This window comes from Belliella pelovolcani (genome assembly GCF_900156785.1).
Lineage (GTDB): Bacteria > Bacteroidota > Bacteroidia > Cytophagales > Cyclobacteriaceae > Belliella > Belliella pelovolcani.
Map to the genome: position 1 here is coordinate 123,896 of NZ_FTOP01000001.1, position 19,820 is coordinate 143,715.

A 19,820-nucleotide genomic window follows, 5' to 3' on the forward strand; every position below is an offset into this window, starting at 1 on the left:
ATTTTGGCAATTGGTAAAAATTTTAGTCTTCAATATTGATAGCCAAACCAATTACTTGAATTCCTGGAACACTTGATCTTCCATCGACACTGCTTTTGGAAATATTTCTTATTTCAAGCTTGATAATGCTATTAGCATCAGAACCTTTTGCTTGATAGATAATTTCCTCAAATAGATCGTTGATCTCGCAACCTTTAAAATTAAAATCTTTTATTTTATCAAATGAAGTACTTTTACTACCATAAAGATCATCATATCCTGAGTTGGAAGACTTGGACTTTTTTATTTTAACATCTTCTTTTGGTACATAGCCTTGATAACAATCTACTATCACAATAGAAGCGGATTTGTAATTCCTAGAAATATCTCCCGTTGTGACGAACATACCCTCTTTTTCAAAAATACTTAAATCTATTACTGCTGCGTCAAAAGAGTATTTATCTAAAATGGCACAACTATTAAAAAATAAGAATAACGACATTTTCGAAAGAATTTTGATTTGCTTTCTAAACTGCATGGCTTTTTTGTTTATATGGAAATTTAAAACTAGGCACATTATAGTTTGAATAAAATACCCACAACAGGGTATTTTTGAGAGAGTAGAAGCCTTCATTGGATTAGTATTTAAATACTCATTGATTTTAATAAAATCTAATTTTGCCAATAAAAATATTTTGATGATATTATTAACTTATAAATGTTAATAATATAGACAATGGATGTTTTTGAGATTTTAGCAGAACTGGAAAGGAGAGAAGAGCAGATTGAAATAAAGCTTAAAAAGATTCTACAGGCTAATTTAAACCCTTTTCCTGGTGATAGAATACAAAAGGCAAAGCTGTTACTAAAACTGATCTATGAATTCAAGAAGCATATTCAGGCAGACGAGTTTATCCAAGCTGGAATGAAAATGAGGGATTTGGAAATTGAAGGTTTGATGATTCTTGTAGAAAAATCACCTTCTTTGAAATGATATTCATTAAAAAGAAAAAAGAGGTTCAGTTATTTTTGATATAGAATCATAAAGTTTATCATAGACCAGAATCAATTGATCACAATTGGGCAATGTGCTTCTGAATATTACTAGTCAAATTAAAGTCCTTAATTTACAACTTAAATTTTATCTTCTTTTGATTCAATATAATTTTCCGCATAGATCGTTCTACTGTAGCTTCCAATATTATAGTTTATGCTTTCAGCAAGTTCTAATAAATGACTTGGATTGATTTCATATAGATCACCGAGCTTTGCAGCCTGTAAAATATCTAATTTCCTGATACCATTTTCTATCTCCAAATATTCTGAATCAGTAAGGTCTGCTTTGGCAGCCACCAAGTCAATATCATACTTAAACTCTTCACGTAATTTTTTTAAAAGTGTATATTTCATTGTATTGGTTTATCAATTCTATTCATATTTTTAATTATCAAAAATAGCTCTTCTTTGTCTTTTTTTAAAGATTCTAATTCTTTAATTAAATTACCAATTTGGATATCTTTCTCCTTAATTATTCTTTCGTAAAATTCAGAATTATCATTTTTGCCTTCGTGGTATTTATTTGTCGATATAATGGACCTACTGTATTCACCTGTATTATAATTTATTATTGGTAAATCTTCTGATAAAAAGTAATCAGGTTTGACATGGTAAAACTCTGCTAATTGTTGTATTCTCTCTAAGGTCAACTTAGTTTTTCCTGACTCTAAATTAGAATATGTTTTCTGATTAATATCCAAAACATTGGCCACATATTCTTGAGAGAAGTCTCTTGACTCTCTTAATATTCGAATAATTTTCTGTGCTTTGACCATATTAGAAATATTTCGACTAAAATTCACTGTTAAATACTCAATTAGTAAAATACTTAACTCTCTCTATCCAATTTTTTTTAAAAATTTGTACAACACTCTTCTAAGTTAAATATACTAAGTATTCTTCAAAACTAAAGCATATCAGCAAGATTAGTGGGGCTTAATTTATGCGGCTTTAAAATAAATAGAGATGGAGAAAATTTATAGGTAAACTTTATGATCCTGGACAATCAAACAGTAGGAAAAAATATCTCTCTCTTCCGTAAATTGAGACAGAAAAAAGCCTTTGAAGTAGCCTTTCATTTAGGTTTAAAGGAAGCGGCATATACCAAATATGAAAGAGGGGAGACAAAAATCACCATTGACTTCATCCAAAATATCTCTGAGTTTCTAAAAGTAGATCCACTTCATTTGCTAGTATCTAACCCTGAACAACTGCTCCAAAATCTAAATCAAGATCCAATAATCGCCAGTTTCGAGGGAGACTCAAATAAAAACGTAGACCACAATAAAACCCTACATCAAATACTACAATCCATTCTAACCCTAAATGAATCCATCAAAGAAATTTTAATACCTGAAAAATAAAATTCAATTGTCATTTCCTTCCTCCATTACCTCAGTTACCTAATTAACCAATTAACCAATTAACCCCTTTTTCGACTTTTTTCATCCTTCATCCCTCATAATTCCTCCCTTCTTTCCCCCTCCTCCCTAGTACCAACGTAGTAGCAGTCTAGTATCAACGTTGGGGTAACGTAGGGGATACGTAGACCCCGTGACTAGACCCCGTAATTTAAATTCTTTAAAAAATAATATTTAATCCTTCATTTAATACAATTTCAACCCTATTTTAATATTTTCACACACCTTCTCTAATAATCCCTGGTTTCTTTAAGGATGGCCCTAGGTGAGGCTGCTTTTAAAGTGTGTCACTGAAAACTTAACAGCAACCGTCTGATGCGGGCGGGACGACGGAGATCCGGGCCGGCGCTGGCCTTGTGCGTTGATAGGATATCTCCGTCTTGACTTTTTTGTTACTTTTTGCGTCAAGGCAAAAAGTAAGAGAAAACAATATATTCATCTCAAAACAGATTCTCTCACTCCTCAAAATCAACCCTTCACCCTTCTAATTTTGCAAGAACCCTATCGTCCCGAGAGACACTTATTTTTCTAAAAATATCCACAGCTGGGACTCTAGGTTACGTGTGCGCACTTTTCATCCATGCACTGCGGCGCATTACAAAAGTGGTGACTATAAAGGATTTTCTGCGCCTTGTACATGGCTATTCAATGTTAAGCCCGCTTCGGGGCTTCCTTCCTTGATTTTTTTCATCACTCAGACTTTATCATTTCAACTCCTTTCCTCAGCGACCCTCCGTGCCTCCTCTGAGCAACTCGGTGTAATATAAGGACTTTGCTCTTTAAACTTTTTCCTTCAATTAGCCAATTACTTAAATTATATCATTGTGCTCATTGTGACTCTTGGAGCTCTTCGTGTCAATCTATAGCGCATCAGCGCCATAATTTATAAATCCCTATAAATCGAATTTCCGATCATCAAACCTTAATCACCTTCCAAATCCCTTAAGTCTAAATTCGTTCAATTCGCTAAATTCGTGGTCTTCCTTTTTTCCTTTAACCTTGTGTCATTCATCTTTTCAATACCTCTAAAACCCCCACAGCTCTTTTCCCCGCTAACTCATTCATTTTCCCATTAACCTCCTGCAAAAAGACAATCCCCATCACAAGAAACAATACCTCTTCTTCTTGCAACGCACTGCCCAAATCCATTTCTTTAATCCCATTTAAATCAAGAGAATCATCTAAATCAAGAATATTCCCCTGATATTCCTGATAACCTACTTTTTCATTGACTTCATGAAGCCTACACCATAATAGATCTACTCTATAATGTGTAGCTCCTCCAGGAGCAGTCTTTTTATCCATACCTCCAATTTTATTAAAATCTACTTGAACTATTTGTCCTTGATAATCAACAAAGGGTAAGTTTGCAATCAGACTCTTCAAAGAAGTAGCTTCAAAATCAAAACCATGCATTAAACCTAAATCTCCAAACCTCAACCTTCTATAGCCATATACACTGACAGGGTCGGATTGAACTACCTTATGCATTTTTGAAGTCAACCTTCCATGTAAACCATCATGTCTGCTTGGATTCAGAAGACCTACACATGACCGGGATAGTTTAGCCGCGAATTTCGAGGCATGTCCAAATTCAGAACTTACCCTTCTAGAGTTCTCAAATTCTGGACCTTCCTTTAATCTTTTCTTTTTTGGGCTTCCTTTTGACCTGGAATAAAACTTTCCATTTCTCTTGTAAAAGATAACATTTCCCATTGTTCCTTCTAGCGTTAATGATCCTGTTTGCTTAGCCATAATTTCTTAGTGTTTGATCGGACTCTAAAATAATGATAATTAGTGACTTATCCTAGACAAACACGTATTAACTCCGTATCATATCCATATCAATACCATATCATACACGTATCAAACATAAATCAGACTATAGCCAAAATAGACATAAAGTCTGTTTAAAGCTATTTTAAAGGTATTTTTGATAGAATTTTAAGTAAATAATTAAGCTTAATTGTACTAGATTAACAATATTTTAATGGTTTGATTTTCAACAAAAAAAGGTTTTAATAAATGGAAAAATAAGGAGCCTTTAAAGGTCTAAAATGGTTTCAAACATTTCTCTTTTCAAAAAAGTGTAAACAAAAAAACCAAGCATTTCTGCTTGGCTTCATAGTAGCGGGAACAGGACTCGAACCTGTGACCTTCGGGTTATGAGCCCGACGAGCTACCAACTGCTCCATCCCGCGATATATCTTATAGACTTAATAAATCAATCTTTTTTATGACCTCGAACTTGTATCTGCTACTGCGGATATTAGACCGAAGAACTACCAACAGCTTTAACCTGTGATATGTTTTTTGACTTATTTATCGCTTTTTCTTGTTTCAATCAGACTTCTGCTGATATTGTGGTACAAAAGTAAGGCGAATTTATATTCAAAGCAAGTATGGAGAGATATTATTGCTAAACAATTTCTGATCTCCTACCAACTCCTTTGGTTTTTAGCATGTTGAGTAGTTACTATTTTTTATAGCAGTAAAGCAACACCAGTTCTACATATTCGAAATACCCATATCAGGCCGCCAAAGCATCCTCCTTAAACACAATCTCGAATGAGGCACCAGGATTAGAACTGATTTTGAGTTGTCCATTGATCTGACGAGTCAATGTTCTCACTAGCTTCAAGCCAAGGGACTTGGACTTTTCTATATCCAAATCATTATCCAAACCCTTCCCTGTATCCTCCACTCGAAGCTTGTAATTCCCTGACTCTTCTTCGCTGAAAATGATATGAATCTCACCAAAATCCCTGTCCTCAAAAGCATACTTCAGAGAGTTAGAAAGCAGTTCATTCGTGATTAAACCGATTGGAATGGCCATATCCATATCCAAATTGATCTCTGCTGCCTCCACAATCACATTGATCTGCTTGTCGGATCGATAGGTCTGTGTCAAGAAATCACTCAACTGCATCATATATTCCTGCATATTGATCTTTGAAAGATTTTCATATTGATAAAGCTTTTCATGTATCAAAGCCATTGTCTTGACCCTGCTTTGGCTTTCCTTCATGGCTCCCTTGACCTTTTCATCTTGTAGCCCCCTAGTTTGCATACTCAAAAGACTTGAAATAATCTGAAGATTGTTCTTCACACGGTGGTGAATTTCTTTGAGCAAAAGCTCCCTTTCTCCATTTTGCTTAGCGATTTCTTCATTTTTCAATGCCAAAATATGATTATGCTGTTTTCTTATTTTGGATTGTCTGAAAAACACACCTGCTAAACCCAAAAACAATATTAAACCTCCTATGCTAAATGAAATTTGTGCCTTTTGCTTTTCCGACAGAAGGTTTTGAATTTCCTTTTCACTTTCCAATACAGCTATTGTCTGATCCTTCTTTTCCGTTTCATACACTGTCTCCAGTTCTGCCAACTGTCTACTTTTGACTTCATTGAAAACAGAATCGTAGTATATGTGAAACAATTTAAAAGCTTCATATGCCTTCGGATAATTCCTCAAACCTTCCTGAGCCTCGGCTATGCCTTGATAAGCGTCTCTAATCCCTCCTAGATCCTTGAGCAGCTTTCTGATTTCCAAAGCCTGCTGCATATATTCCAAAGCACGTGCTGATTGTCCCACCTTGTTCAATGAATATCCCATATTAAAAAGAAACCCTGCATAGGCTTGTGTTTTTTCATTTTTAAGATACTCAGCTGTCTGTTGGTAATACCGTATGGCTTTTTCATAATCTTCTTGCATAAAGGCAATATTCCCCATAGTATTGAGCACCATACCAATGGAAGATTCCATTTGATTTTCCTTGAAATATGCCAAGCTCTTTTCTACATACACCATAGCAGAATCCATGACACCATATTGATAATGGTAAACACCAAGTTTATAATTCAGATTAGCCACAGCTTGCTGATTCTTACTATCCTTAAAAAATGCCTTACTCTTCATCAGTGCTTCATACTGCTTATCAGTTTGGCCACGAAGCTCATAGACCTCACCCATCATCTCACCTAGCTTGCTGATGTAATAATCATGCTTATTCGTTTCAGCTATTTGAAATCCTTTCAACAAAAGTTTCAACCCTTCTTCAACCCTGTTCATTTTAAAAAGCACAAGGTGTTTGTTCATGTAAAAGCCTACCCAACGAATTTCATTGGGATCCAGATAGGTATTTAGCAAGGAATCTGTTTGTTCAAAATAACGCAATGCCAAATCAAAATCATCTTCTTGATAATACGCTAGCCCTAGATTCTCGTAGACATTACTCAACCCTTTTGCATCCTGAAACTCCTTAAAAACTGGCTCAGCTAATTTATAATTGCTGATTGCTGAGTCATATTGACCAATTTTCTCTTGCATCACACCGATGTTCATCGACATGCCAGCAGCCATTTTCTTCTCGTCTGATTTGATGTAGTATAGCCTGGCATCATTAAAAGTCGATAGCGCCGCTTGAATATTCCCACGAAAATACTCCAGCATTCCCAAACTTTTGTGCAACTCCGCCATAAGCGCGTCTTGACTTTGATAGGATTTGTTTTCAAGAGACCTTTCAAAGAATTCAAAAAACACAGGATCCAAGCTGTTAGACCCAGCTCGCTCTATCTTACCAACTACCGCTTTCCCTTCATCAAGCTGATCTTTACTGATATGGCTGGCTAATTTTTTCTCGTAAAAAGCCAAAGAATCTTGTGCCCACTGTGGAACCTGTGCTGAAGTTTCAAATGCGGCAAACAAAACGAAAAACAGTGTATAAACAATGTTATTTTTCATCTCAAATAAATTTTATAAGTACCAAAAGTTCAACTATTTAAAACTAATCAAAATTTAAAGAATAAAAAACTGCCCCCCGAATCAGAAGACAGTTAGTAGTTAACTTATGCAAAGTCTTTAATCGTTTAACTCAAATCTAATAGGGAGTTGATAAGCGACCTCTCTTGGCACTCCATTCTGTAGAGCCGGAGTCCAATGCGGCATCTCAGAAACAATCCTTAGCGCTTCTTTATCCAAGGCAGGATGCACACCCTGAGATACATAAGGCTTGATGATCTTTCCTTCTTTGGTAATTCTAAAATTGACCAATACTACCCCTTCTGCACCTTGTCTAATAGCTAATTCTGGATAAGCAATTTCCTTTTGAATAAAAATAGCCATGGCTTCCTGCCCTCCTGCAAATGCCGGGAGCTCCATGTCTCTTAATTCCACATTATTTTCGGTATTGTTAGCAGTATTGACGGCAACAAGAGATTCCACTTGTGCAAAACTTACAAAAACTACTAGAAAAAAACTGGCGAGTACTGTGATTGATGTTTTCATGATTCATTTTGTTTTTGGTTGTTCAAAAATTTTAAATGAATCTACTGACTATCAGTACACAATTGATTTCAATTGGTAACAAGTGCAAAAAAAGGTGTAATAAGTGCAGAAATACAGGAAAGAAGACACCTACAACATCTTGATCTGATGAAGGAGCCAACTGTATTGGTTTCTACTGATTGGGATTTCCTTGCCTGCAATCTGTACAGCATCAGCCTGAATGCTTTCTATTTCTTCCAAATTGATCAAAAATGATTTATGAACCCTTGCAAATCGATTCGGATCCAATTTACTTTCCAATTCTTTCAAGATTGAGCGGATTACATATTTCTTATCCCTCGTATAGACTTGGGTATAATTCGCATCCGCTTCAAAATAAATTATATCAGTGAACTTGAGCTTGACCAGCATGCCATTCGTTCTGATAAATAAACTATCCTTCAACACAAAATCCTCTGATCTTTCTGATCTTCCCTTTCTATCTTGTTCTTTCGCAAAATTAGCCAAAGCCATTTCTATGCCCGCAAAAATCTCCCGCTCATTATATGGCTTGACGAGATACCCATACGGATGAACTCCCTTGGCCCTCTCAAGTGTCTGCATATCTGAATAAGACGACACAATGATAAAAGGTAGGTGGTAATTAGCATTGATGTCAGCCGCTAGCTCGATACCATCCTTACCTCCTTTGATATGAATATCAAGCAATGCTAAATCAGGATTGAACTCCTCAATCATCGCCAAAGCCTCTCGAGCACTGATAGCTATACCACACACTTCGTAACCAAGCTCTTCTAATATGTCCTTGAGGTCCTCTGCAATGACTAACTCATCCTCGACTATTAAAACCCTTGTTTTTGTAGATGAATTTTGAATCTCCATGTCTTGTTAAAAATTCTCCAACTTGATAAAAGTAATTTACTCTATCTCAATGCACTAAAAATACACAAATCCTGCAAATGAAAAAAAACCAGAGAAAATCTCTGGCCTTTTTTATCAAATTAATCCCACATCCTTCGTAAAAAGGAATTTTCTAAACTAAGTAAATATTGCTTAAACTCAAATCTTACGTTAAAAAACTTATTGATCAGGAGATTATTTAAAAAATACCCTTTTTGAAATTATTTTAGTTGACATTGACTAGCCAGCTGTTCACCATCATTTCTGAGGAGTTCCTTACCTTAAAATCAAAAATCCGAATTAGAAAAAACTTTTTGCAATAACCAGAAAGACCTATCTAAAAAAAAAGCCAACGACTAAAATCGCGGGCCTTTTTTGTTTTATAGAGCATTGCGGATACTCTTACTTTTTTCTTAGAACGGCATTATACCATTTTCTTGTCATCAATCTGTGACTATCTTAAAACTAGGATCATCAGCTGTATAATTGACATGGATGATTTTCTCAGCCTTAGATAGGAGCACCTTGCTGGAAGTATTGAGATGGCGGATATAAACCGTCTTCCCCAATTTCTCATATCGTTCTGTCACCTTGTGGATGGCATCAATTCCCGAATGATCTACAATCCTACTTTCAGCAAAATCTATCACAATTTCATTTGGGTCATTGATTGGATCAAACTTTTGTCCAAATGTCAATGCTGAAGCAAAAAACAAGGGACCATATACCTCGTAGTGCTTTACCCCATTTGCATCAATCCTTTTTCTGGTTCGGATCATTTTCGCATTTTCCCAAGCAAACACCAAAGCAGAAATAATCACACCAATCAACACAGCCAAAGCGAGGTTATGTAAGAATACAGTTACCAAGGTCACGGTCACCATCACCAATACATCGTGAAAAGGTACCTTTCTAAATACTTTCAAAGAAGCCCATTCAAATGTGCCTATAGCTACCATAAACATCAAGCCTACCAAAGCAGCCATCGGCACCATCTCAATATAAGTAGACAGGAAAAGGATAAAAACCAAAAGCCCAATTGAGGCTACAATTCCAGAAATTCTATTTCTACCGCCCGCATTGACATTGATCAAGGACTGACCGATCATCGCACAGCCTCCCATTCCACCAAAGAAACCTGTGGTTAGATTGGCCATACCCTGAGCAACACATTCCTTATTACCATGTCCACGAGTCTCAGTGATTTCATCTATCAAGGTCAAGGTCAACAAACTCTCAATCAAGCCTACCCCTGCCATAATTGCCGAATAGGGAAGGATGATCATCAATGTGTCCCAGTTCAATGGGACAACAGGTAAGTGAAACTCTGGCAGCCCTCCACTGATGGAAGCCAAATCCCCAACAGTTCTTGTTTCTACACCACCGAAAATAACAATCACCGAAATGGTCAAAATAGCCACCAAGGCAGATGGAACCGCTGTAGTTAGCTTTGGCAAAAACTTGATAATAACCATAGTCAAAACTACCAAAGCAATCATCACATAAAGCGGACTTCCTGTCATCCATTCAGATACACCAGCGGCATTCTTTACCTTGAAATTCTCAAACTGAGCCATCCCAATCACTATTGCCAAGCCATTCACAAAGCCAAACATTACAGGATGAGGCACCAAGCGAATCAACTTTCCAAGCTTCAGTATCCCTACCAATATCTGGATCAAGCCCATCAATACCACAGCAGCAAAAAGATATTCTACGCCATGTGTAGCTACCAATGCTACAATGACCACAGCAATCGCGCCGGTAGCCCCTGAGATCATTCCTGGTCTACCTCCTAAAATAGAGGTAATCAAACCAATAATAAATGCAGTATATAAGCCAATCAGCGGACTCACTCCCGCTATCAATGAAAATGCAACTGCTTCAGGCACCAAGGCCAAGGCTACAGTCAAACCGGATAATACTTCATCTTTCAGATTTGCCTGCGTAGGTTTAAACAGGCGATAAAACATCTGTGTCATACTATAATAAATTTAATAGGAAGAGGTAAATAAAAGGTACATAATCACCCTCCTAATCAATTGAAAAGGGGTGATCTAACATGAAAAATATGTTTCAGGGTGGAGTACAAGTCATTCCTTAGGCTTGTGATTTGGTGAAAAGAAGTTGCAAAGCTACTCTTTTTAGAAGCAAAAGACAATTTGTTCTTAGGAATACTACTGATGTGAAATTATTTTTGTTCAATTTTAGAAAATGTTTCATAACTGCCCACTTTGTTTATCCCCTAGTCATGACTTTGAGTTCAAAGGTGAATTTACGCACTGTTCGGCATGTGATCTAATCTTCAGAGCGCCAAAAGCGTCCTTTACTGGATTAGGAGAGAAAAAACATTATCTCCTGCATCAAAATGGTCCTCATCATGATGGTTATGTTTCATTTTTGAGACGAGCCATAGACCCTATCAAGTCCCATTTACTGCCAAATCTCCAAGCTTTGGATTTTGGTTGTGGACCAGGCCCCGCCATCAAATATATCCTTCAATCTTATCAAATCTCTTGTGACAGTTATGACCCTTTTTTCTTTCCCGAGGGGATTAAAAATGAAAAATATAATTTGATTTTTGCTACCGAATGTTTAGAACACTTTCATGATCCTCAAAAAGAGATAGTGAAGATACTCGACTTACTCGAAAAGGGAGGGCTGCTTTCTATCATGACAGACATGCATCAAGGAATAGGTCGCTTTCCTGATTGGTATTACGTCAAAGACCCTACCCATGTGGTCTTTTATTCATTGAATACAATGATTTGGATAGCTGATCAATTTGGGATCAAGCTGATCTTTACTGATCAAAAAAGAGTCTGTGTATTTGAAAAGTAATCCAACATACCTGAAAACGGCTGTGTTTTTTCTTAATCAAAAACAAAACCCCTTCCAAACCAATTGATTAGCCGAAAGTGCTTGATCTATTGTTTGGAAGGAATTGAACTCTAATGAGGCTTAGATTTGCCTGTTTAGAAAAGAAACCAATTTGAAAATCTCCTGATCCAGGGCTTTATTGGCCATCTCAAACCTCTCCGGAGAATTCACAGATTCCCTTACCGAAATATAATAAGTCAACTTATCTTCAGTAGGTACAAAAGTAATGCTCACCCCCTCCACTGTCTCTACTTTGAGAATATTGGTGCCCGTGATCGGATGCTTATATACTTTATCGGTCAGGATATTCTTCTTGATCCCCTTATTGAAATCAGTCACTGCACTGACTGAAAATATCTCCTCCAGAAACTTCGGGCTCTTTCGCACTTCTGACAGAAACTTATTCAATTGCTTCTTGTGCACATCCAAACTCAAATCCAACGCCACCGTCTTCTCCTTGTAGAAGCCATTGTAAAAATACACTTCCAATAAGGCATCATAGATGGTCTTCTCTTGTAACCCCTGAATCGCCTCCAATGCTACCAATTCCAAAACGATATCCTCGAAACTCAAATCAGAATGGATCACTTGCTGATCTATATTGAAAGCTGCTACAGGCTTATCAGAGAGAACTGCTTGGTTGGCATGCATGGCTGCCTTGAGCTCACCAGCTCCGATCACTTGATCGATGGTCTCTATTCTGCCTTTCCTAGCAACCACATCCAAGACATCCGACATCAGAATTGATTTAAACAAATGTAGATCGGCATATTTACCAGACTTGATCCATTCCTGTAACAAAACTGCCGCTACCTGATGGGCATTGAGCAACATAAACGCACCCGAACCCCCCTTCTTCACAACCAATGACAACCTATCGCCCTCAGGATCTACCGCTACGATAAGATTGTACCCACCTTCCTTTGCCTCCTCTATGGCAGATTTCAATGTGACAAAATTAAACGTACGATCTGCTGGCACTTGATCCAACACATGCTGCCCCACTTCTTGGGCTACCTTATTCAGTTTTTTGACTAAACCTGATTGCTTCTCAAAGGAGACTAAAAGAACTTTATTTTGAAAGGTTGCAGGTTGCTCTTGTTGGATTTCTGATGCTAAACTCATATATATTTTACTCGATTTTTTCTCAAAACGGACACTGAATTCAAATACAATAAACTGAATGATTTTTGATTCAGTATTTAGGCTGGATGCTGGGAAATTTCCATTTCAAAAAAATTACAGCGGACTCTGTATTTTATGCGTTGACCTTTTACATGACACAAATTTACACATTCTCTTTGCCAGTCAAAAGAACAGCGAGATAAATACCCCAAAATAAACCCTTATTTATGTTGATTTTTAATAAATGCTCTCAGGTCTAGATCTTTTACGCTCATTCATGATCTACCATACTGCTTCATTCCATTACTACGAAAATGTCCAAATAAACACAACATAACATGCTTATTCAATACAAAAATGTAAAAATAAGCATTTTTAAACCCAAATTTCAGCTTATTTGTACACTTTGATATTTCTCCAACTAAAAAACTCAGACCCTAAGATTTATTAGTTTTCTCTAACAGAAGATCTATTTTTTTCTCAAGCTCAGCAACCTTCAATTCTAGCGCATCATTATTATCACTCACCATCGCATCGACAAAAATTGAGTTGACGATAGATAGACCGAATACCCCACCAAAGAAGAGGATAGCTAAAAATCACAACTTTTAATTTTTCCTGTTGTGATCTTCGAAACCAATTATCACAAAAAAATTCAACCCACTATGAGCTTGATGTGATTTGCATTCCTATTCATTTCCCATTGCTCCTCTAATCTTCCCCCTAATTCCTAATCAAATAACCAATTAAGCAACTAACCAAATAAACCAGTCTCTACTATTTTTCAAATCTTATGTCTTGAATCTAAAGTCTTATATCTTGTGTCTTGAATCTTACATCTTGAATCTCATGTCTCATGTCTTAATCCTTCCTCCTCCCCACTTCATCCTCTTTCCCCTAGCTTTTTTCCCTTATCAGACAACATCTGCTTACTCTTAGGTGAACCAATAACCTGAGAATTATAAATCCCCGCATGTCCGCTGAAAATATAGGCTACCACACAGGCTATTCCTATAAAAATCCCCGACTCAGCACCAAAGAGTTCTATCCCCATCAAGGTACAAGCCAAGGGTGTATTGGTTGCTCCGGAAAATACGCCAACAAAACCCATCCCTGCCAAAAGTGCAACCGGTAAAGGGATCAAGAAAGCAAGTGCATTGCCCAAGGTCGCGCCAGTGTAGAATAATGGCGTTACTTCTCCCCCTTTAAAACCTGCCCCAAGTGTCAAGGAAGTCATCCCGATCTTCGCCAAGAAATCATACCAAGGCAAATCTTCTGAAAAAGCATCGACTATCGTAGGAATTCCCAATCCTATATATTTGGTAGTACCCATGGCAAGTACTAGCAAAGCGACCAAAGCACCGCCAACTACAGGTCTCAAGGGTGGATATTTGATGTATTTTCTGAAAACATCAGTCCAAAAATGCGTGGCTTTGGCAAACAACCTCCCCGCCAAACCAAAGCATATCCCCGCAGGAATGATCCAAAGTAAATTGATCAAATTGAGGCTGGGTACAATAGGGATTGAATATGCAGTATGGTGAACTTGCCAAAACTCAGCACAAGCATAATCAGCAACATAAGCACCTATAAATGCCGGCAAAATAGATTCATAGCGAATCCTTCCTACAATCAACCATTCCAAAGCAAAAACAGCTCCTGCTAATGGCGTCCCAAAAACAGAGGAAAAGCCAGCAGCTACGCCAATAGTAATCAGAATTCTTCGATCCTCCTTTTCTAGCTTGAACCACTTGGTAAACTGATCTGCAATCGCTCCACCCATCTGCACCGCTGTCCCCTCTCGACCAGCCGAACCACCGAATAGATGTGTAGCCAAAGTCCCAAACAAAACCAATGGAGCCATTCTAAGCGGGATAGTTTGCTGAGGATTGTAAAATTCCTCCAACAGCTGATTGTTCCCTTTGACTACTGATTGCCCGATTTGATGGTAAGTCCACCCGATCAACAAGCCTCCCAATGGCAACAAGGCAATGATCCACAAATGCTCCTCTCTATATTCCGTCACCCAAGAAAGCGACACTAAGAAACCTGCCGACGCAGAACCTGCCAACATACCAATGATCGTGGCAATCACAAGCCATTTGATCGTAAATCGGAGACTGGGAAGAAACTCTTCTGCGGTAAATACTTTAAAATTCAAATTTGCCATAGCCTACTCCAACAAGAGATTAAGATAAAATCTTCCATGGGTAAATCCCCAAAAAAGAAGAGAAATAAGGTTGAAGTAGGAGTCATCAGCACCAAAAATGGGCGGTTGTAAGGCGGAACCCCATCGCCTATGAAAAACAAAAATAGCCTTTTTGATCTAAAATCCACTTTAAAAAGATATTAAAATAAATACCAGCTTTTCTATCGATAAAAAATCCCACCAAGCTCGGTACTTGTGAACCGAAGGCAGAGGATTTCTCACCAATAATCCCCGAAATAGGTTTTCTATGGCAAGAAAATTGATTAACTTCTGATTTAAATCAAACAAACACCGTCATTCAAGACTTTTGTATTAAAGAAATCATACCATGAAAAACGTTTTAATTACCGGGGGCTCAGGTTTAGTAGGCAAAAGAATTACGGCACATCTAGAACGCAAAGGCTATCAGGTCGCATGGCTAAGTCGATCCCCAGATAAATACAAACAACAATCATTTTTTTGGGATGTAGATCAAAAGAATATCGACCCTAAAGCCATCGCATGGGCAGACGCTGTCATACATCTGGCAAGTGAAGGTGTAGCGGATAAGAGATGGACAGCCAAGAGAAAACAAGCCATTCTCCATAGCAGAACACATTCCACACAACTCCTCAGAGAGGCCATCGAAAATTCAGAACAGAAGCCTAAGACCTTCATCGCTGCAAGTGCAGTCGGTTATTATGGCTTCAATACAGGCGACAGCTTGATGACCGAAGAGAGCCAAGCTGGATCAGATTTTTTGGCTCAAGTAGTAATAGCCTGGGAGGCAGAAAGCAAAAAGCTCTCTAACTTAGGACTCAGAACAGCCATGCTAAGAATAGGAATTGTATTGGATAAAAATGGAGGTGCACTTCCCGAGATGCTTAAACCTCCTGTGGCTGCCCCTTTGGGTAGTGGTAGTCAATGGATGAGCTGGATACAAATCGAGGATCTTGCCCGCATGTTTGTCTTTGCCTTAGAAAATGACCAAGTGAATGGCATCTACAACGCAGTAGGACCCAAGCCATCCACCAATAGAGAACTCACCCAAGCTGCAGCCGATAGGGTAAATAAAACTTACATTGGCGTTGGCGTCCCAGGGTTTTTACTTTCCATAGTCCTAGGAGAAATGGCCCAAATGGTCACTGGAGGCAATAAAGTCTCCTCCAAAAAAATCGAAGCCACAGGCTTCCAATTCCGATACCCAAGCCTAGAATCCGCCCTAGACAAAACCTTCTCCAGTGGCGGTGGAGATTGATTTGGGTTTTTTAAACCACAATAGACACAAGAAAAACGCAGAGAAAACTCCCATTTTCTCGATTGGCATGCATTAAAAAAACTATAGAAGAGGACATGCTTGATACATCGTACTTTGTACCAAGAAGATTAACTCCCTCCTCGAACCTTCACACCATTTGCAAAAAACTCAGCTTGTCCCTTTTCTTCCAAAAAGAAACCAAAGTATCGTTCCCAAAAGCGGAAGAAATAACACCACAAGTATCCATACAATTTTGTCATTGCCACGAGCGCCAAAACTTCTTGTCAGCACATCATAAATCGTATAAGCGTAGATCAACAAACCTACAATTCCTAATCCAAACATAGCTATCTATTTAAGATGATTAAATTGATTAAAATCACTCCTTTTCTGCCCAGGTGCTATGACCCAATAGAGTATTACACCTAAAAAATTGGCAAATAAGATAATCAGGACCCAAATTAACTTCATGTTGGGATCCTTGAAATTCGATTGAACTGCATTGACTATGGTGACAACCCAAAGCACAAAGAAAATAAAACTCAAGAGTCCAAATAGCAAGAATACCCCTGCGCTAACTCCCCCTACAAACATTAAACTCATCTCGTTCTTAATTTTTGTTTTCTAGCAAAATGACCATAAAGAAAAGGTGCCAATGGATTTAGGAACACCAAAAGCAAAAGCCAAAAGGCTTTTATAGAATTATCCGTAAATTCGGACTTGATCAAGTCTATCAAACACCAAAGCCATAAAATACCGTATAATGCTGCTAATGCCAGCATCCATAATTGCATATCAAAAGGTTTTATTAATTCCATTTCAATGTTGATTTGATTAAAACTAACTGAACGAAACTAATAAAAATTATCATTAAATTCTTTTTTTGAAGAAAATAAGCATCAAAAAAATCATAAAGACCATGTTGAAAAGAAGTTTATTAGCTATCCTCTGCCTGATCAGTTCTTTGAGTTATGCTCAGATAGAACTTTCCTATTATTTGCCTGAAGGCTTCACTTATAATTCATCCATCCCTACGCCCAAGCAAGTGCTAGGCTATGAGGTGGGAGAATGGCATGCTTCTCACGACCAAGTGGTCATGTACATGAAAGCTTTGGCAGAGGCCTCTGATAGAGTTATTTTTGAAGAAATTGGAAGAACCTACGAGATGCGTCCACAAGTCACACTGACCATCAGTAGTCCCTCCAATTTGGATAGAATTGATGACATCAAAGCTGAACGTAAAAAACTCCGCCAAGCCAATGCCAGCGTAGATCTTGACAAGATGCCCATTGTAGTCTATGCCGGCTACGCTGTCCATGGCAATGAAGCTTCTGCGGTGAATGCTTCCCTATTGGCAGCCTACCATTTTGCAGCAGCAGAGGAAATCGCCAATGACTTGGACAACATAGTGATCGTCCTTGACCCTGCGCTGAATCCTGACGGCGTCAATAGATTTGCCTCATGGGTCAATTCCCACAAAAGCTATCAGCTCAACGGTGACCCTGAAAGCCGAGAACTCAACGAAGCTTGGCCAAGAGGTCGTACCAATCATTATTGGTTTGACTTGAATAGGGACTGGCTTCCAGTGCAGCACCCCGAGTCCAGAAATAGAGTGGCTGTCATCCAAGAATGGTTACCCAATATCCAATTGGATTTTCATGAAATGGGCACCAATAGCACCTACTTCTTCCAGCCAGGTGTACCTGCACGAAATCACCCTTTGACCCCAAAACGAAACTTTGACCTCACAGAGAAAATAGCACAGTATCACGCCAAATACCTGGATAAAATTGGCTCCCTGTATTACAGTCAAGAAAATTTTGATGACTTCTACTATGGAAAAGGTTCTACCTACCCTGATGTACAAGGATCGATCGGAATTCTCTTTGAGCAAGCATCCTCAAGGGGACACCTCCAAGAAAGTATCTATGGGCCAGTCACTTTTGAGTTTACGATCAGAAATCAGTTCAATACCACCCTCTCTTCCTTCGAGGCAGCCAAAGACATGCGTAAGGAACTCAACACCTACCTGAGAGATTTCTACCGAGAGGCCAAAAATGAATCTGATACAGACACCAACAAAGCCTACATCTTTGGATCGAAAACTGACGGGGGAAGAACCTTCCACTTGGCCGATATGATTGCTCAGCATGATGTGGAAGTTTTTGCACTGATGGAAGACATCACAGTCAATGGCGTAGAATTCAAGAAGGATAAAGCTTACATCGTCCCCCTCACCCAGCCCCAATACAGGCTAATCAAGAGCATCTTCGAGGACAGAACCAATTTCCAAGATAGCCTTTTCTATGATGTATCTGCTTGGACCATGCCAATGGCTTTCAACTTAGAATACATGGCACTCAGCAGCAGGATCCTGAATCTTGCCAGTGTGGAAAAAATCGATAAAAACAGTGCATTGATCCCAGGAACAGTCCACGGGGAAGCTGGAGCGCTTGCTTACGCTTTCGAATGGGGAGAGTACTATGCGCCCAAGGCTGCTTATGCTTTGATGCAAAAAGGCTACCTCGTGCGTGTTAGCCATGCTGAATGGGAAAGCCGAGATGGGAAAAAGTTTAAGCGAGGAACCATCTTAGTAAGCAAAGGGCAAAAGAATGTATCAGACAGAGAGATGCTCGCTGATCTTGAAAAACTAGCGGAAAATTCTGGTATTGAAATTCACGCTATTCAAACAGGCTATACCAAAGGTATCAACCTTGGCTCACCTAGTATAGATGTCCTGAAGCAGCCTAGCATCGCCCTATTGGTAGAAGGTGGGGTGTCTAGCAGTGAAGCTGGAGAGATCTGGCATTTGCTCGATCAGCGCTTTGAGATGCCTGTCACCTTACTCCCCGTAGATCGCATCGGCAATGCAGACTTGAGCAGGTACAATACCATCATCTTTCCCAATGGAAACTACAACAGCCTCGGTAAATCTGGCGCTGATAGGATCAAAGCTTGGACAAGTGCTGGAGGAACGCTGATCGCTAGGGGAAATGCCCTCACTTGGCTTGCAGCGCAAGAAATCGGCAACTTCAAATTCAAGGAGCAAGAAACTCAGTCAACTTTTGCCTCCAATGCCTACGCAGATTATACCAATACCATGGGTGCAAGGGTCACAGGTGGAGCAATTTTCAACGCCAAACTGGACCTTACCCATCCATTAGCCTATGGTTATGAAGCTGAAGATATTTTCACCTTTAGAAATTCCAATCAATTCATGCTGCCAGCAGAGAATCCCTTTGCCAATCCTATGTTGTATAAAAAAGAATCATTGGCCAGTGGCTATGTCCATCCAAGCAACCTAAAAGAAATCAACGGCTCTGCTGGGATACAAGTAGCGACTGTAGAAAGAGGACGTGTCATCGGCTTTGTAGACAATCCCAATTTCAGAGCCTTCTGGTTTGGCACCAACAAGCTCTTTATGAACGCCATCTTCTTCGGTGACACCATCAATCCAGGCACGGGAAGGTAGGAGTTTAATTGATTACTTATTCATTTAGTAATGGTTAGCTTTTCCAAAGTTCAGCGCTCTAAATAAGGATTATTTTGACCTTCAATCTAACTTTGGAAAAGTTAAATTTCAATATGTAGTCTTAAACAGTTCAGAAGAAACTACCTAGACTATGAAAATCTCACATTATAATGAAAGGTCTAAAAGTGTTGTAGCCCATTCATCACTATTACAAATCGTTGCCAAAAAACAAAGCCCCAAGGAATCCTTGGGGC

Annotated in this window: 18 protein-coding genes, 1 tRNA gene and 1 riboswitch; of the genes, 5 read left to right on the forward strand and 14 right to left on the reverse strand. The window is 38.6% G+C overall.

Annotation, left to right across the window (positions count from 1 at the left end; genetic code table 11):
* Positions 1-22 precede the first annotated feature (22 nt).
* A complete protein-coding gene (locus tag BW935_RS00575; RefSeq protein ID WP_139325468.1) occupies positions 23-664 on the reverse strand; it encodes a hypothetical protein in 642 nt (213 codons plus the stop codon).
* Positions 665-715: 51 nt separating this feature from the next.
* On the opposite strand from BW935_RS00575, the gene BW935_RS00580 reads away from it, so the two are divergent.
* On the forward strand, positions 716-973 hold the full coding sequence (locus tag BW935_RS00580; RefSeq protein ID WP_076497537.1) for a hypothetical protein: 258 nt from the start codon (positions 716-718) through the stop codon (positions 971-973).
* A gap of 140 nt (positions 974-1,113) precedes the next feature.
* Here the strand turns inward: BW935_RS00580 and BW935_RS00585 are convergent, their stop codons facing one another.
* Both BW935_RS00585 and BW935_RS00590 read right to left on the reverse strand, forming a co-directional pair.
* On the reverse strand, positions 1,114-1,389 hold the full coding sequence (locus BW935_RS00585; protein ID WP_014771161.1) for a helix-turn-helix domain-containing protein: 276 nt from the start codon (positions 1,387-1,389) through the stop codon (positions 1,114-1,116).
* A complete protein-coding gene (locus tag BW935_RS00590; RefSeq protein WP_041779194.1) occupies positions 1,386-1,811 on the reverse strand; it encodes a helix-turn-helix domain-containing protein in 426 nt (141 codons plus the stop codon). The genes BW935_RS00585 and BW935_RS00590 overlap by 4 nt, the downstream gene beginning before the upstream one ends.
* Positions 1,812-2,027: 216 nt before the next feature.
* On the opposite strand from BW935_RS00590, the gene BW935_RS00595 reads away from it, so the two are divergent.
* Positions 2,028-2,399 carry a helix-turn-helix domain-containing protein gene (locus BW935_RS00595; protein ID WP_076497538.1) on the forward strand — a complete coding sequence of 124 codons (372 nt, stop codon included), beginning with the start codon at positions 2,028-2,030 and terminating at the stop codon, positions 2,397-2,399.
* A gap of 1,065 nt (positions 2,400-3,464) precedes the next feature.
* Here BW935_RS00595 and BW935_RS00600 read toward each other — a convergent pair.
* The 6 genes from BW935_RS00600 to BW935_RS00625 form a co-directional block, all read right to left on the reverse strand.
* Entirely contained in the window at positions 3,465-4,211 is a 747-nt protein-coding gene (locus tag BW935_RS00600) for a hypothetical protein (protein ID WP_076497540.1), read from the reverse strand.
* Positions 4,212-4,584: 373 nt separating this feature from the next.
* Positions 4,585-4,657: transfer RNA gene (locus BW935_RS00605), tRNA-Met, on the reverse strand.
* Between the two features lie 329 nt (positions 4,658-4,986).
* Positions 4,987-7,200, reverse strand: a complete 2,214-nt coding sequence (locus BW935_RS00610) for a tetratricopeptide repeat-containing sensor histidine kinase (RefSeq protein WP_076497541.1) — start codon at positions 7,198-7,200, stop codon at positions 4,987-4,989.
* 117 nt (positions 7,201-7,317) lie between these two features.
* Positions 7,318-7,743 carry an energy transducer TonB gene (locus BW935_RS00615; RefSeq protein WP_076497543.1) on the reverse strand — a complete coding sequence of 142 codons (426 nt, stop codon included), beginning with the start codon at positions 7,741-7,743 and terminating at the stop codon, positions 7,318-7,320.
* Positions 7,744-7,872: 129 nt separating this feature from the next.
* The gene (locus BW935_RS00620; protein ID WP_076497544.1) at positions 7,873-8,625 is read right to left on the reverse strand and encodes a LytR/AlgR family response regulator transcription factor; all 753 of its coding nucleotides are present in this window, start codon (positions 8,623-8,625) and stop codon (positions 7,873-7,875) included.
* A gap of 461 nt (positions 8,626-9,086) precedes the next feature.
* Positions 9,087-10,625, reverse strand: a complete 1,539-nt coding sequence (locus tag BW935_RS00625; protein WP_076497546.1) for a SulP family inorganic anion transporter — start codon at positions 10,623-10,625, stop codon at positions 9,087-9,089.
* 232 nt (positions 10,626-10,857) lie between these two features.
* Between BW935_RS00625 and BW935_RS00630 the strand changes: the two genes are divergently transcribed.
* Positions 10,858-11,484, forward strand: a complete 627-nt coding sequence (locus BW935_RS00630) for a class I SAM-dependent methyltransferase (RefSeq protein WP_076497547.1) — start codon at positions 10,858-10,860, stop codon at positions 11,482-11,484.
* A gap of 120 nt (positions 11,485-11,604) precedes the next feature.
* On the opposite strand, the gene BW935_RS00635 is transcribed toward BW935_RS00630, so the two are convergent.
* Together BW935_RS00635 and BW935_RS00640 are read right to left on the reverse strand one after the other, a co-directional pair.
* A complete protein-coding gene (locus tag BW935_RS00635; protein WP_076497549.1) occupies positions 11,605-12,648 on the reverse strand; it encodes a hypothetical protein in 1,044 nt (347 codons plus the stop codon).
* A gap of 883 nt (positions 12,649-13,531) precedes the next feature.
* Positions 13,532-14,818, reverse strand: coding sequence for a voltage-gated chloride channel family protein (locus BW935_RS00640; protein ID WP_076497551.1), 1,287 nt, complete (start codon positions 14,816-14,818; stop codon positions 13,532-13,534).
* Positions 14,819-14,887: 69 nt separating this feature from the next.
* A riboswitch (Fluoride riboswitch) is annotated at positions 14,888-14,955 on the reverse strand.
* A 230-nt stretch (positions 14,956-15,185) separates the two neighbouring features.
* Here BW935_RS00640 and BW935_RS00645 point away from each other — a divergent pair.
* Positions 15,186-16,094: a TIGR01777 family oxidoreductase gene (locus BW935_RS00645; protein ID WP_076497553.1), complete on the forward strand. Its 909-nt coding sequence runs from the start codon at positions 15,186-15,188 to the stop codon at positions 16,092-16,094.
* A 168-nt stretch (positions 16,095-16,262) separates the two neighbouring features.
* Here BW935_RS00645 and BW935_RS00650 read toward each other — a convergent pair whose 3' ends face one another.
* The 3 genes from BW935_RS00650 to BW935_RS00660 are packed head-to-tail and all read right to left on the reverse strand — an operon-like array spanning position 16,263 to position 16,912.
* A complete protein-coding gene (locus BW935_RS00650; RefSeq protein ID WP_076497555.1) occupies positions 16,263-16,439 on the reverse strand; it encodes a PLDc N-terminal domain-containing protein in 177 nt (58 codons plus the stop codon).
* Between the two features lie 6 nt (positions 16,440-16,445).
* Positions 16,446-16,697: a PLDc N-terminal domain-containing protein gene (locus BW935_RS18835; protein WP_084565750.1), complete on the reverse strand. Its 252-nt coding sequence runs from the start codon at positions 16,695-16,697 to the stop codon at positions 16,446-16,448.
* Positions 16,694-16,912 carry a PLDc N-terminal domain-containing protein gene (locus BW935_RS00660; RefSeq protein ID WP_076497556.1) on the reverse strand — a complete coding sequence of 73 codons (219 nt, stop codon included), beginning with the start codon at positions 16,910-16,912 and terminating at the stop codon, positions 16,694-16,696. The genes BW935_RS18835 and BW935_RS00660 overlap by 4 nt, the downstream gene beginning before the upstream one ends.
* A gap of 101 nt (positions 16,913-17,013) precedes the next feature.
* Here BW935_RS00660 and BW935_RS00665 point away from each other — a divergent pair, with 101 nt between their 5' ends.
* A complete protein-coding gene (locus tag BW935_RS00665; RefSeq protein ID WP_076497558.1) occupies positions 17,014-19,566 on the forward strand; it encodes a M14 metallopeptidase family protein in 2,553 nt (850 codons plus the stop codon).
* The last annotated feature ends 254 nt before the right edge of the window (positions 19,567-19,820 follow it).

Coding starts and splice junctions, on each gene's coding strand:
- BW935_RS00580 (WP_076497537.1), top strand. CDS start 716: ATGGATGTTTTTGAGATTTTAGCAGAACTGGAAAGGAGAGAAGAGCAG.
- BW935_RS00585 (WP_014771161.1), bottom strand. CDS start 1,389: ATGAAATATACACTTTTAAAAAAATTACGTGAAGAGTTTAAGTATGAT.
- BW935_RS00590 (WP_041779194.1), bottom strand. CDS start 1,811: ATGGTCAAAGCACAGAAAATTATTCGAATATTAAGAGAGTCAAGAGAC.
- BW935_RS00595 (WP_076497538.1), top strand. CDS start 2,028: ATGATCCTGGACAATCAAACAGTAGGAAAAAATATCTCTCTCTTCCGT.
- BW935_RS00600 (WP_076497540.1), bottom strand. CDS start 4,211: ATGGCTAAGCAAACAGGATCATTAACGCTAGAAGGAACAATGGGAAAT.
- BW935_RS00610 (WP_076497541.1), bottom strand. CDS start 7,200: ATGAAAAATAACATTGTTTATACACTGTTTTTCGTTTTGTTTGCCGCA.
- BW935_RS00615 (WP_076497543.1), bottom strand. CDS start 7,743: ATGAAAACATCAATCACAGTACTCGCCAGTTTTTTTCTAGTAGTTTTT.
- BW935_RS00620 (WP_076497544.1), bottom strand. CDS start 8,625: ATGGAGATTCAAAATTCATCTACAAAAACAAGGGTTTTAATAGTCGAG.
- BW935_RS00625 (WP_076497546.1), bottom strand. CDS start 10,625: ATGACACAGATGTTTTATCGCCTGTTTAAACCTACGCAGGCAAATCTG.
- BW935_RS00630 (WP_076497547.1), top strand. CDS start 10,858: ATGTTTCATAACTGCCCACTTTGTTTATCCCCTAGTCATGACTTTGAG.
- BW935_RS00635 (WP_076497549.1), bottom strand. CDS start 12,648: ATGAGTTTAGCATCAGAAATCCAACAAGAGCAACCTGCAACCTTTCAA.
- BW935_RS00640 (WP_076497551.1), bottom strand. CDS start 14,818: ATGGCAAATTTGAATTTTAAAGTATTTACCGCAGAAGAGTTTCTTCCC.
- BW935_RS00645 (WP_076497553.1), top strand. CDS start 15,186: ATGAAAAACGTTTTAATTACCGGGGGCTCAGGTTTAGTAGGCAAAAGA.
- BW935_RS00650 (WP_076497555.1), bottom strand. CDS start 16,439: ATGTTTGGATTAGGAATTGTAGGTTTGTTGATCTACGCTTATACGATT.
- BW935_RS18835 (WP_084565750.1), bottom strand. CDS start 16,697: ATGAGTTTAATGTTTGTAGGGGGAGTTAGCGCAGGGGTATTCTTGCTA.
- BW935_RS00660 (WP_076497556.1), bottom strand. CDS start 16,912: ATGGAATTAATAAAACCTTTTGATATGCAATTATGGATGCTGGCATTA.
- BW935_RS00665 (WP_076497558.1), top strand. CDS start 17,014: ATGTTGAAAAGAAGTTTATTAGCTATCCTCTGCCTGATCAGTTCTTTG.